11 protein-coding genes are annotated in these 13,313 nt (G+C 61.7%); 5 read left to right on the plus strand and 6 right to left on the minus strand.

Going from position 1 to position 13,313, the window contains the following annotated elements:
* From X728_RS161970 to X728_RS161950, 5 genes are all read right to left on the minus strand, one after another.
* A complete protein-coding gene (locus tag X728_RS161970) occupies window positions 1–876 on the minus strand; it encodes a cytochrome b/b6 domain-containing protein (RefSeq protein WP_023830644.1) in 876 nt (291 codons plus the stop codon).
* Between the two features lie 136 nt (window positions 877–1,012).
* Window positions 1,013–1,705 (minus strand): DUF1345 domain-containing protein, encoded by a 693-nt coding sequence (locus X728_RS161965; protein ID WP_023688301.1) that lies wholly within the window; start codon window positions 1,703–1,705, stop codon window positions 1,013–1,015.
* A gap of 21 nt (window positions 1,706–1,726) precedes the next feature.
* Window positions 1,727–2,200 (minus strand): YaiI/YqxD family protein, encoded by a 474-nt coding sequence (locus X728_RS161960; protein ID WP_023695438.1) that lies wholly within the window; start codon window positions 2,198–2,200, stop codon window positions 1,727–1,729.
* Between the two features lie 64 nt (window positions 2,201–2,264).
* On the minus strand, window positions 2,265–2,834 hold the full coding sequence (gene gfa, locus X728_RS161955; RefSeq protein ID WP_023830645.1) for an S-(hydroxymethyl)glutathione synthase: 570 nt from the start codon (window positions 2,832–2,834) through the stop codon (window positions 2,265–2,267).
* 123 nt (window positions 2,835–2,957) lie between these two features.
* The gene (locus X728_RS161950; protein WP_023830646.1) at window positions 2,958–4,085 is read right to left on the minus strand and encodes an S-(hydroxymethyl)glutathione dehydrogenase/class III alcohol dehydrogenase; all 1,128 of its coding nucleotides are present in this window, start codon (window positions 4,083–4,085) and stop codon (window positions 2,958–2,960) included.
* Between the two features lie 237 nt (window positions 4,086–4,322).
* Between X728_RS161950 and X728_RS161945 the strand changes: the two genes are divergently transcribed.
* From X728_RS161945 to X728_RS161925, 5 genes are all read left to right on the plus strand, one after another.
* Window positions 4,323–6,335 (plus strand): acetyl/propionyl/methylcrotonyl-CoA carboxylase subunit alpha, encoded by a 2,013-nt coding sequence (locus tag X728_RS161945; RefSeq protein WP_023830647.1) that lies wholly within the window; start codon window positions 4,323–4,325, stop codon window positions 6,333–6,335.
* Window positions 6,336–6,489: 154 nt separating this feature from the next.
* On the plus strand, window positions 6,490–6,873 hold the full coding sequence (locus tag X728_RS161940; RefSeq protein ID WP_023830648.1) for a hypothetical protein: 384 nt from the start codon (window positions 6,490–6,492) through the stop codon (window positions 6,871–6,873).
* A gap of 245 nt (window positions 6,874–7,118) precedes the next feature.
* Window positions 7,119–10,646, plus strand: a complete 3,528-nt coding sequence (dnaE, locus tag X728_RS161935; RefSeq protein WP_023830649.1) for a DNA polymerase III subunit alpha — start codon at window positions 7,119–7,121, stop codon at window positions 10,644–10,646.
* A gap of 169 nt (window positions 10,647–10,815) precedes the next feature.
* Window positions 10,816–11,214 carry a nuclear transport factor 2 family protein gene (locus X728_RS161930; protein WP_023830650.1) on the plus strand — a complete coding sequence of 133 codons (399 nt, stop codon included), beginning with the start codon at window positions 10,816–10,818 and terminating at the stop codon, window positions 11,212–11,214.
* A 224-nt stretch (window positions 11,215–11,438) separates the two neighbouring features.
* On the plus strand, window positions 11,439–12,242 hold the full coding sequence (locus X728_RS161925; protein ID WP_023830651.1) for a potassium channel family protein: 804 nt from the start codon (window positions 11,439–11,441) through the stop codon (window positions 12,240–12,242).
* Between the two features lie 7 nt (window positions 12,243–12,249).
* On the opposite strand, the gene X728_RS161920 is transcribed toward X728_RS161925, so the two are convergent.
* Window positions 12,250–13,131: a DMT family transporter gene (locus tag X728_RS161920; protein ID WP_023681579.1), complete on the minus strand. Its 882-nt coding sequence runs from the start codon at window positions 13,129–13,131 to the stop codon at window positions 12,250–12,252.
* Between the last annotated feature and the right edge of the window lie 182 nt (window positions 13,132–13,313).

A 13,313-nucleotide genomic window follows, 5' to 3' on the forward strand; every position in this document is an offset into this window, starting at 1 on the left:
TCACGCACTCCTCTCGGTGTCGCCATGCCTTGGCGGATCGGTGCGGTACCAGCCGGTGATGATCGAGCGCAGTTCGTTGATCGGGCCGGCGGCGAGGATCATCATTATGTGGACGATGAAAAAGCCGACCAGCAGCACCATCACCGTGAAATGGATGGTGCGCGCCGTCTGCCGGCCGCCGAGCAGTTCGTTGAGCCAGGGCAGCACCGAGTTCATGCTCGGCGACATGGCAAGGCCGGTGATGATCATGAGTGGCAACAGCACGAACAGTACGCCGCCATAGGCCATTTTCTGCAGCGTGTTGTATTCGCGTGTGTGGTGGAACCTGAGCTTGGCGTGCTCGATGATGTCCTGCGGCAGCCGCTTGAGATCGTCAAGGCGCGGCGCCAGATCGCGGCGCAGATGGCCGTTGACCAGGCTGGCGACCAGCCAGACGACCAAGGTGGTTGTCAGTATCCAGGCGAAGAAGAAATGCACGACGCGGGCGGTGCCGAGATCGTAATAGGACGGGATTGTCGCCCAGGACGGGAAGGCACGCGACGTTTGCTGCCGGGCCGGGCCCGACCAGCCGAGCACGCCTGTGGTGTCGAAGCGATGGCCGAAGATTTCGGTATAGCCGCGCGGGCCGGTGGCGGTGTTTTCGGCGCCGATGGCAAAGACGGTGTTGTTGTACTCGAAGCCGGATTGCTTGCCGATGTAGAGCTGCGGCCGGGCATTGAAGATCTGCAGGCCGGACAAAAGCAAGAAGAACAGCGAGATCGCCCACAGCCAGTGCGTCAGGCGGGTCCAGCGCGATTGCCGGTAGATCAGCGTCGCATCCTTCGTTGAGGCGGCATCGACGCCTGCGCCGGGCTGACTCATGGTAATGGTTTCCATCTTTTCCTCGCCTCCGGCTGCGCGATCCTGGGACGGCCGCGCTCGTCCTTGTCCTCCCAATACGTCGCTATCGAAAGCGATGTTTCATGCGGTCACGTTTTTATTACGGGCACGGGTTTATCGCGGGCACGGATACTCAATTGCCGAGGCTTACCGCGAGATTGACGACGGCGGCGACGATGACGGCGTTGAAGAAGAACGACAGGATCGAATGGACAAGCACCACGCGGCGCATATGCGAGGTCGTGATCGCGGTGTCGGCGGTCTGCGCGGTCATGCCGATCACCGTCGCGAAATAGAGAAAGTCCCAACCGTCCGGCCGTTTGCTGCCGGGAAAATCGAGGCCGCCGACCGGTATCTTCTTCTTGGTTTCGGCATCGATCGCGTCGCCGTCCATCCAGTAGACATGCGCATAGTGGAGGGCGGCCATGGCATGGATGGTGAACCAGCCAAGCGGGATCGACAGCATGGCGAAGCCGAGTTCGATGGGGTCGCGATCCTTGTGATTGATCAAAAGGAACAGCAGGACAATGGCCATGGCGACGATGCCGAGCGTGATGGCAAAGATGCCCAGCACTGGGAGGTCCAGTTCGCGCGCGTTCTTGCTGAGATAGCGGCCGGACAGCAGCGGCATCTTGGCGATGACGAGCGCGATGAAGACGACGAAGAAGGAATCGGCGGCAATCGAGATCGAATAGGCAAGCCGCGTGGAGACGGGGAGCGATCCAATCAAAGGCAATACCGCGGCAAATACGACCAGACCGACGGCTAGCGACACAAAGAACTGCTTGTGCCGCTGCAAGGGGTTATTCGGCGATGTGTCGGCCATAGCCCGACCTCGGATGGTGCTTCACGTCTGGTCGGGTGTGACGGATTTCAGCGCGCGCCGCAAGATACGGTCGAGCTCACCCAGGAAACGCGAGCGATCCTGTGGCGCAAAGCTGGCATTGTAGCCCTTGCTCTCGCCGGTTTCGCGCAGATGCTGCTTCAAATCGCGCATTGCAACCGCCATGCCGATGGTCTCCGGCGTGAACGGCCGGCCGGTTGGCCCAAGCACATGCGCGCCGAGCGCCACGGTGCGAGCGGCAAGCGGGATGTCGGCGGTGATCACGATGTCGTTGGGTTTTGCGTTCTCGACGATCCAATCGTCAGCGGCATCGGCGCTTTTAGAGACGACGACGTTGCGGATCATCGGATCGCGCGACGGACGCAGCCCGCCATTGGAGACGTAGGTGACGACCACGCCATGGCGCTCGGCGACCTTCTCGACCTCGGCTTTCACCGGGCAGGCGTCGGCGTCGACGTAGATGGCGGGTGCCGGCATTATCTCTCCAAAACGGACATGGGGCCGGCATGTTACCCGGCCCCATGCCAGAAATCTCGTACCGTCAGGCCGGCAGCGCGCCCGACTTCTTCGCCGTCCAGGTGGCTATGTAATCCATCAGGCCGGGATTGAGACAGTCATAGGGCTCGAGGCCCATCGACTTCAACTGGCCGCGGATGCCGTCCATCCGCTTCGGGTCGACACCGGATTCGATGATCGACGAAACGAAAGCGGTGAAGCCCGGCGGTGACCAGCCGTCTTCCTGGAAGCGCTCGGGATGGATGAAGGACAGACCCTTGAACGGATGATCGCGCTCGACCGGGCCGTGCATGTGGACGCCGCAACCGGTGCAGGCATGGCGCTGGATCAATGCTGCCGGATCGACCACCTTCAGCTTGTCGCCATTCTCGGTGACGGTGACGTCGCCAGTGCCGGCGACCGCCACGACCGAGAACACCGCGCCGTCCGGTTTCCAGCATTTGGTGCAGCCGCAGGCATGGTTGTGGGCGATCTGGCCCTTGACCGTCACCTTCACCGGCTTGCTGGTGCAGGCGCAGACCAGCGTGCCGCCGGCAAAGCTTGCGCTCTCCTTTGGCAAGCCATTGTCGATTTTGGGATGCAGTTTCTCAGGCATTGTCTTCCTCCCTTGTTGAACCTATGCAGTTCAGTCGCTGGCCCTTCGGTCGGCGGCTTGTTCTTCCTCCGTTTGGTGTGCGCGATCGGACGCAAAACCGGGCGCCACTTTTGCTGATCGCACTTAGTAAACGACGACGCTCCTGATCGACTTGCCCTCATGCATGAGATCAAAACCCTTGTTAATGTCCTCCAGCTTCAGCAAATGGGTGATCATCGGGTCGATCTGGATCTTGCCGTCCATGTACCAGTCGACGATTTTCGGCACGTCGGTGCGGCCGCGCGCGCCGCCGAAGGCGGTGCCCATCCAGGTGCGGCCGGTGACCAGCTGGAACGGCCGGGTCGAAATCTCCTGGCCGGCGCCGGCCACGCCGATGACGACCGACTTGCCCCAGCCGCGATGCGAGGCTTCCAGCGCCTGGCGCATCACCTTGGTGTTGCCGGTGCAGTCGAATGTGTAGTCGGCGCCGCCGATCTGGTCGGCGCCGCGCTTGGTCAAGTTGACGAGGTGAGGAACGATGTCGCCGTCGATCTCCTTCGGATTGACGAAATGCGTCATGCCGAAGCGCTCGCCCCATGCCTTCTTGTCGTTGTTGAGGTCGACACCGATGATCATGTCAGCGCCGGTGAGCTTCAGGCCCTGGATGACGTTGAGGCCGATGCCACCGAGACCAAAGACGACAGCAGTCGCGCCTTGCTCGACCTTCGCGGTGTTGATGACCGCGCCGATGCCGGTGGTGACGCCGCAACCAATGTAGCAGATCTTGTCGAAGGGCGCGTCCGGGTTGACCTTGGCGACGGCGATCTCGGGCAAAACGGTGAAATTGGAGAAGGTCGAGCAGCCCATATAGTGGAAGATCTTGTCCTTGCCGATCGAGAAGCGCGAGGAGCCATCGGGCATCAAGCCTTGGCCCTGCGTGGCGCGGATGGCGGTGCACAAATTGGTCTTGCGCGACAGGCAGGATGGGCACTGCCGGCATTCCGGCGTGTAGAGCGGGATGACGTGGTCGCCCTTCCTGACGCTAGTGACGCCCTTGCCGACATCGACGACGATTCCGGCGCCTTCATGGCCGAGGATTGCCGGAAACAGACCTTCGGGATCGGCGCCCGACAGGGTGAACTCGTCGGTGTGGCAGATGCCGGTCGCCTTGATCTCGACCAGCACCTCGCCTTCGCGCGGTCCGTCGAGGTCGACCTCCATGATTTCCAACGGCTTTCCGGCGGCGACAGCGACAGCGGCGCGGGTTTTCATCAGGCAATTCCTCCCAAGGCGATTGGTCTTCAGGCTTTCAGGGTTTTTATACTGTTTCAACCCGATTTGGCGACCAAATATGGCGCAAATCTTGGCCCAGTCGTCGGCGAGCCCAACCTTCGCCCCTCGGCACGGCCCTGGCGGGCAGGGAGTGTCTTGATGGGTGCGCTGCCGGCGGTGCTTGAGCCCGGCTGCCGAAGCCCATAAGAAGGACGAAAGACCGAGGAAACGCCTTCGATGTTCACGAAAATCCTGATCGCCAATCGCGGCGAGATTGCTTGCCGCGTCATCAAGACGGCGCGCAGGATGGGGATTGCCACCGTAGCGGTCTATTCCGACGCCGATCGCGACGCCGTGCACGTCGAAATGGCCGACGAAGCCGTGCATATCGGGCCATCGCCTGCCGCGCAAAGCTATCTTCTGCCTGAAAAGATCATCGCTGCCTGCAAGGAGACGGGCGCGCAGGCCGTGCATCCCGGCTACGGTTTTCTGTCGGAGCGGGCCGCCTTCTGCGAAGCGCTTGAGGCTGAGGGCATTGTCTTCATCGGTCCGAAACCCAAGGCTATCAAGGCGATGGGCGACAAGATCGAATCGAAGAAGTTCGCCAAGGCCGCTGAGGTGTCGACGGTTCCCGGCTGGCTTGGTGTCATCGAAAATGCCGACCATGCCGAAAAGATCGCCGGCGAGATCGGTTATCCCGTGATGATCAAGGCCTCGGCCGGCGGCGGCGGTAAAGGCATGCGCATTGCCTGGAGCCAGTCGGAAGTGCGCGACGGCTTCGACCGGGCGCGCTCGGAGGCGAAAAGCTCGTTCGGCGACGACCGAGTCTTCATCGAAAAGTTCGTCGTCGATCCGCGTCATATCGAAATCCAGGTGCTGGCCGACGCGCATGGCACCGCCCTCTATCTCGGCGAGCGCGAATGCTCGATCCAGCGCCGGAACCAGAAGGTTGCGGAAGAGGCGCCGTCGCCATTCCTCGATGCCAGGACGCGCAAGGCCATGGGCGAGCAGGCCGTGGCGCTGGCCAAGGCGGTCGACTACCAGAGCGCCGGCACCGTCGAGTTCATCGTCGATGCTGAAAAGAACTTCTATTTCCTTGAAATGAATACACGATTGCAGGTCGAGCATCCGGTGACGGAGCTTGTTACCGGCATCGACCTGGTCGAGCAGATGATCCGTGTCGCCGCCGGCGAGAAGCTGGCGATCGAGCAGAGCGACGTCAAGCTGAACGGCTGGGCGGTGGAAAGCCGGCTCTATGCCGAGGATCCCTATCGCAATTTCCTGCCCTCGATCGGCCGGTTGACGCGCTACCGGCCGCCGGAGGAGGGCAAGTTCGGCGATGTCTTCATCCGCAACGACACCGGCGTCACCGAAGGCTCCGAGATTTCGATGTTCTATGATCCGATGGTGGCAAAACTCTCCACCTGGGCGCCCACGCGTATCGAGGCCATCGATGCCATGTCGGAAGCGCTGGACAGTTTCGTCGTCGACGGCATCGAGCACAACATCCCGTTCCTGGCGGCGCTGATGCAGCATCCGCGCTGGCGCGAGGGGCGGATATCGACGGGCTTCATCGCCGAGGAATATCCTGACGGCTTCGCGCCGATCGTGCCCAATGACGATGAAAAGGCAGTGCTGGCGGCGATCGCCACCGCGGTCGAGCTTCTGCGCCGCGATCGGCTTGACCGGCTGGGCGGGCGGCTGGCGCCGCATTCGGGCGCACTCAAGCGCGATTGGGTGGTGAAGCTCGGCGACGACTATCTCCAGGCTTCGATCATCGAGGGCATGATCTCCATTCCGATGGAAATCGATCTGTCGGTCGATGGCGGCAAAGCGCTGACCGTGGCGTCCGACTGGCGGCCGGGCGACCTCATCTGGCGCGGCACTGTCGGTGCCCGCAAGGTCACGGCGCAGATCAGGCCGGCGCCGAACGGCCTGCGCATTGCCTGGAAAGGCATGTCGGTGACGGCGCGCGCCATGCTGCCGCGCACGGCTGAACTGGAAAGGCTGATGCCGGAAAAGGTGGCGCCGGACACGTCCAAGATGCTGCTTTGCCCGATGCCGGGCCTGGTCGTGTCGATCGCGGTTGCCGAGGGGCAGGAGGTCAAGGCCGGCGAGACGCTGGCGGTGGTCGAGGCGATGAAGATGGAAAACGTGTTGCGCGCCGACCGCGATCTTGTCGTGTCGAAGCTCAACGCCAAGCCGGGTGACAGCCTGGCTGTGGATGCGGTGATCATGGAATTCGCCTAGACTCATATATCAGCTTTGCAGCGCCTGAGTCAGATTCTGCCGCAATATGAAAGCCAGTCGGAAGCTACCCATTGCCGACGCTTTCAGACTTGTAATACCTTCCCGTCACAAATCATCCTAGTCGCAAAAAGCAACTTGCACCGGTGGATTTCTGATGACGCGAAGTTTGGTTCTTCTTGCATGGATTGTCGTCGGAACGTGGGCAAGTTCGGCATTGGCTCAAGATGCCACCGAGAAGACCTTTCCGCATGACACCACGCTTAGTGACGCAGCTCCCTTGAAGCTTGCAATCCGGAAGCACCTTGCCATCTTGACGGAACCAACAGTGTTCATCGCGATGGCTCGCATCGGAGAAAGTGGGGTTGTCTACCTTTGCGGGCTTACGGATGGTGGCAGCGTGTCGAACTCCATCCTCTTCTTTGCGAAGAAGGCAGATGGGGCTATCGAAGTCGAAGAAATTGATAGCGACCCCAAAGTCGATGACAGGGCCAAGAAGCTCTGCGATACGCACGGCTTCCGCACCCCTGTCCCCGGTTGAATCCCCACAACTTCTAAGGACGGCTTCCCATTTCCCACTCTTGGGCATTCCGCATTTATGAGTTCACGACCTAGTGATCGTTTGGAAATTTACTCTGGCGGGGCGAATTTCGAAATAATCTTTGAAAACAGGCAGGCGAGGGCACGGAACCCTGTGGTCAGTAGTCGTTTGTGCTGGACTGGTATCGCCTGGTCCCGGACAATACATTTCCTTCGACTCAAAGCTTTCCGGGCAACGTAAAAATCATGGCGGATGACAAACTTCCACGCGATCCCCTGAAGCGCGAAGCTGCGATTGCTGCCGCACGCCCGGAGGCACCGGCGCGGCGGTTCATCCATCTGCGGGTGCATTCGGCGTATTCGCTGCTCGAGGGAGCCTTGCAGGTCGCCGCCGTTGTCGGTCATGCCGTCAAGGACGAGTGCCCGGCAATCGCCGTCACCGACACCAACAATCTGTTCGGCGCGCTGGAATTTGCCCAGAAGGCAGTGAAGGAAGGCATCCAGCCGATCATCGGCTGCCAGATCGATCTCGCCTTTTCCGGCGAGACCAGTGACGCACAGCGCGACCGCCGCCGCCACGGGCCGGAGATGAACGCCGTGGTGCTGCTCGCCGCCACCGAAGTTGGCTATAGCAACCTCGTCAGGCTGGTCAGCCAGGTCTATCTGGAGACGCCGCCGGGCGAGCCCGTGCATCTGACGTCAGCAATGCTGGAAGGCCATAGCGATGGCCTGATCTGCCTCAGCGGCGGGCCGCGCGGCCCGATCGGCCGGGCGCTGAAGGAGGATCGCCGAGATCTTGCCGAGACGCGGCTTCTGGCACTCAAGGCGCTGTTCGGCGACCGGCTCTATGTCGAACTGGACCGCGTTTCCGGCTATGACCGCGCCATCGAGAAATCATCGGTCGATCTTGCCTATACCCATGATCTGCCGCTGGTCGCCACCAATGAGGCGTTCTTCGCCGCCCGCGACGATTATGACGCGCATGATGCGCTGATCGCCATTGCCGAAGGGTCGGTCGTTGCCGCCGACAACCGCCGCCGCCTGACATCGGACAATTTCCTGCGCAGCCAGGCCGATATGGCAAGGCTGTTTGCCGACCTGCCTGAGGCGATCGACAACACCGTCGAGATCGCCCTGCGCTGCTCCTATTATCCCAAGACCCGCAACCCGATCCTGCCGCGCTTTACCGGCGGCGATGTCGCCGACAATGAGGTGGCGCTGAAGGCCGAGGCCGATGAACTGCGCCGGCAGGCCCATGAAGGTCTCGACGCCCGGCTGGCGGCGCATGGACCCACCGCCGGCTACACGGTCGAACAATACCGCGAGCGGCTCGATTTCGAGCTCTCCATCATCGAGAAGATGAAATTTCCCGGTTACTTCCTGATCGTGGCCGACTTCATCAAATGGGCGAAGGCGCAAGGCATTCCGGTCGGGCCGGGCCGTGGTTCGGGCGCCGGATCGCTGGTCGCTTATTCCACCACCATCACCGATATCGATCCGCTGCGCTTCTCGCTGCTGTTCGAGCGCTTCCTCAATCCGGACCGCGTGTCGATGCCCGACTTCGACATCGACTTCTGCCAGGATCGGCGCGAAGAGGTCATCCGCTACGTCCAGCAGAAATATGGCCGCGACCAGGTGGGACAAATCATCACCTTCGGTACGCTGCAGGCGCGCGCGGTGCTGCGCGACGTCGGCCGCGTGCTGCAAATGCCTTACGGCCAAGTCGACAAGCTCTCCAAGATGGTGCCGCAGAACCCGGCCAATCCGGTCAAGCTGGCGGATGCAATCGCCAACGAGCCGCGCTTTGCCGAGGAGGCCGAGAAGGAGCCGATCGTGCAGACGCTGCTCGATATGGCGCAAAAGCTGGAAGGGCTCTACCGCCACGCTTCGACGCACGCCGCCGGCATCGTGATCGGCGACCGGCCCTTGTCGGAACTGGTGCCGATGTACCGCGATCCGCGCTCCGACATGCCGGTCACCCAGTTCAACATGAAATATGTCGAGCAGGCCGGGCTGGTAAAATTCGACTTCCTCGGCCTGAAGACGCTGACGGTGCTGGAGACGGCGGTGAAGCTGATCCGCCGGCGCGGCATCGAGATCGACCTGGCGACGATCCCGCTCGACGATCCTGAAACCTACGCCATGCTGTCGCGCGGCGAAGTGGTCGGTGTGTTCCAGGTGGAAAGTGCCGGCATGCGCAAGGCGCTGATCGGCATGCGGCCCGACTGCATCGAGGACATCATCGCGCTGGTGGCGCTCTACCGTCCCGGCCCGATGGAGAACATCCCGACCTACAACGCCAGAAAGCATGGCGAAGAGGAGATGGCATCGATCCATCCCAAGATCGACCATCTGGTGAAGGAGACGCAAGGCGTCATCGTCTACCAGGAACAGGTGATGCAGATCGCGCAGGAACTGTCGGGCTATTCGCTCGGCGAAGCCGATCTGCTGCGTCGCGCGATGGGCAAGAAGATCCGCGCCGAAATGGACAAGCAGCGCGAGCGCTTCGTCACCGGTGCGGTCGAACGCGGCGTCGGCAAGCCGCAGGCCGACTTCATCTTCGACCTTCTGGCCAAGTTCGCCGACTACGGCTTCAACAAATCGCACGCGGCCGCCTACGCCGTCGTGTCCTACCAGACCGCCTATCTCAAGGCGCATTACCCCGTCGAGTTCCTGGCGGCGTCGATGACGCTCGACATGGGCAATACCGACAAACTCGCCGATTTCCGCCAGGATGCGCTGCGTCTCGGCATCGAGGTGGTGGCGCCGTCAGTGATGACCAGCTTCCGCAATTTCGAGGTCGGCGAGAACCGCATTTACTATTCGCTGGCGGCCCTCAAGGGCGTCGGCGACGCTGCGGTCGAGCACATCGTCGCCATGCGCGGCGAAAAGCCGTTCAAGAATCTCGCCGATTTCTGTGAAAAGGTCGATCCCAAGATCGTCGGCAAGCGCGTCTTCGAAAGCTTGATCATGGCCGGCGCGCTCGACTGCTTCGGCCACGACCGCGCCCAGATGATGGCCGGCGTCGAACGGATGATGGGGCTGGCTTCGCTGGCGCAGCAGAATGCCATTTCGGGCCAGCACGACATTTTCGGCGCGTCGCTCGGCGCGCAGCAGCAGGCGCTCAATTTACCGCAGACCGATCCGTGGCTTGCCGCCGACCGGCTGCACCGTGAATTCCAGGTCGTCGGCTTCTATCTTTCGGCGCATCCGCTCGACGAGTACAAGGCGGCCCTGCAGAAGATGCGCGTGCAAAACTGGGGCGAGTTCTCGGCTGCGGTCAAACGCGGTGCCGCCGCGGGCCGGCTCGCCGGCACCGTCACCACCAAGCAGGAGCGCAAGACCCGAACCGGCAACAAGATGGGCGTCATCGCCTTTTCCGACACTTCTGGCCAGTATGAAGCCGTGCTGTTTTCGGAAGGGTTGGCGCAGTATCGCGATCTGCTCGAGCCTGGACGTTCGGTGGTGATCACCGTTTCGGCCGAGGATAGGCCCGAAGGGGTCAATCTGCGCATCCAGACGGTGCAGTCGCTGGAGGATGAGGCCAGCCGCATCCAGAAGGCGCTGCGCATCTTCGTGCGCGATGCGGCTCCGATCGGCATGCTGGCCGGCCAACTGGCGGTGAAGGGCGAAGGCCAGGTCAGCTTCGTGCTGATCAAGGAGGCCGGCCAAGGCGAGATCGAGATCGAATTGCCCAACCGCTACCGCATCTCGCCGCAGATCGCGTCGGCCATGCGCGCGGTGCCGGGTGTGGTCGAAGTCGAGCTCGTCTAGGCTGCGCTGATATACACGGCAATCGCATCGACGTCGGCCAGTGCATCACGGCGTAACGGTGCTCTGGGCCTGACATTGCGGCCGATAGGGCCAGCGTGCGGGGCGCGGTTGAACTGACCTTCCTTTGAACCACATGCGTTGAGCAGAAACTTCACAGGAACGCACAATCATGCCCAGCCGCGAACGCGTCGAAGCCTTCCTCAAGGAGGTGGTCGAAGGCAGCCACGTCAATGCGATCGCCGACTTCTACCATGACGATGCCACCATGCAGGAAAATCTTGGCGTCCCGCGGCGCGGCAAGGAAACACTGATGGCGCATGAACAGGCAGCACTCGACCGGATCGAGAAGATGCACACCCATCCTGTCCAGACATTCCTGGTCGATGGCGACAATGTCGCCATCCGCTGGACCTTCGACCGTGTCGACAAGGCCGGCACCGTGCGCCGGCTGGAAGAGGTGGCCCTGCAGCGCTGGCGTGGCGACCGGATTGCGGAGGAGCGGTTCGTCTACGACACCGCCTCGGCCTGGCGCCTCGTCGGGCCGGACGGCAAGGTGGTGGAGGGGTGACGATCACCGGGTCAGATCATGATGAGATTTGGTTGAAATCTCATCATGATCTAACCCTTTGTTGGAGCATGATCTTTTCCAAAACCGGCNGATCATGATGAGATTTGGTTGAAATCTCATCATGATCTAACCCTTTGTTGGAGCATGATCTTTTCCAAAACCGGCACCCACTTTTTGGGATCATGCTCTAGACGGCCCCGGCTGGGACCGTTACGCACTTGGTGATGAAGGCAGCCGAGAAGGACGGATTGCAGCAAAGCTCAGCGATGGCGCGGCTGCGTGACAGGCTGCGCAAGCTCTATCACGGGCGCACGCCGGCGGCGTTCCGGTTTCAACTGGCGGCGGTCATCATCGACCTCGCCATCATCGCCTTCTTCGTTGCCACGCCGGTGCTCCAGGACAAGCCGTCATTCCTGTGGCTCGACTATACCGTCGCGGCGCTGGTCGCCGCCGACCTGATTGCCCGGCTGTTAGCCTCCAACGACATGTTGCGGCTGATGAAACAGCCGACATCCTGGGTCGATGTCTTCATCCTTTTGACGCTGCTGATGCCGACGGCGCTGGCAAATCTGGCGTTCCTGCGCATCCTGCGGCTGTGGTCGCTGTCGCGCAGCGGTTCGCTGTGGCGGCATTTCGAAATGCGTGGCTTAAGGCCCTGGCGCGAGGCGAGCCACGCGGTCATCAACCTGTTGACGTTTCTGTTCGTCATCACCGGCTTCGTCTACACCTTCTTCTTCCGCACCGGCGCCGGCCTCGAAAACTACATTGATGCGCTGTATTTCACCGTTGCCACGGTGACGACGACCGGTTTCGGCGACATCGTGCTGCCGGGGATCGCCGGCAAGCTGACCGCGATCGCTACCATGATCATCGGCATCTCGCTGTTCGTCAGACTGGCGACGGCGATTTTTCGACCCGCCAAGGTGTTCTTTCCCTGTCCGCAGTGCGGACTGCAACGGCACGAGCCGGACGCCGTGCACTGCAAGGCCTGCGGGCATCTTCTCAACATACCGGATGAGGGGAATTGACCGACCGCTACGAGGCCGCGACCTCAGCCGGCTTTGGCGCCTTGCGCTGCAGGTTGAGCAGATTGCCCATCAGGATCAGCAGGGCGCCGCCGGCTGTAAAGATGTCGATCTGTTCGCTGTAGAGCAGCCAGCCGATCAGCGCTGACAGCGGCACGCGCAGGAAATCCATCGGTGAAATCACCGTAGCGTCGGCATAGGTGAGGGCACGCGCCATGCAGAAATGCGACGACATGCCGGTGAAGGCAATCAGCAGGATCCATGGCCAGAGTTCGAGCGGTGGGTTGCGCCATTCATAAAGCGCCGGGATCAGGCCGACCACCGACTGGATGATCAGCATCCAGAAGATGATGCGCACGACGCTGTCCGTGCGGGTCAGCGACTTGACCAACACCACCGATACGCCAAAGCACACGGCCGCGCCGAGAACGACGAGGTGACCCGGATCCATGGAGCCGACGCCGGGGCGAACGATGACCACCACGCCGATCAGGCCAAGCACGACCGCCGCAATTTTCGGGCGGGAGAGCCTTTCGCCAAGAAACGCCACCGCCAGGATCGCGGTCCAGATCGGCGTGGTGAATTCGACCGATATGAGGACCGCAAGCGGGATCAGCGTCAGCGCATAGAGCCATGCAGCCTGGCCCGTATAGTGGATGACATTGCGAGCGATATGGGCCAACGGGCGCTGCGTGCGCATTGCAGCGAATCCGCCGCTCATCATCACCAGCGGCAACAGGATGAAGAAGCCGATCACCGAGCGCAGTTCCAGCACCTGGAAGACGTTGAGCTCGGCGGTGGTTGCGCGGCCGGCGACTGACATCGCCAGAAACGAGGCGATCGACAGCGCCATCCAGAACGCGGCTTTGGGGATCGATGGGGAAGGTGCCATAGGCGCTATGTCGCAAGCCGGGACTTCTATCGCAACCGTTAGGCCACGCATTCGACTGGGCCAGACCCGTTGCGAAACAGCCATGCTGGACGTGGAACCTGACGCTGCGGCAGGCGTTGGTTCCCGGTATTGGCCAATTGCTGGACGCATCGTTTCTTCAACATCAACGGGGGAGAGATTCC

The organism is Mesorhizobium sp. L103C119B0 (genome assembly GCF_000502235.1).
Taxonomy (GTDB): Bacteria; Pseudomonadota; Alphaproteobacteria; order Rhizobiales; family Rhizobiaceae; genus Mesorhizobium.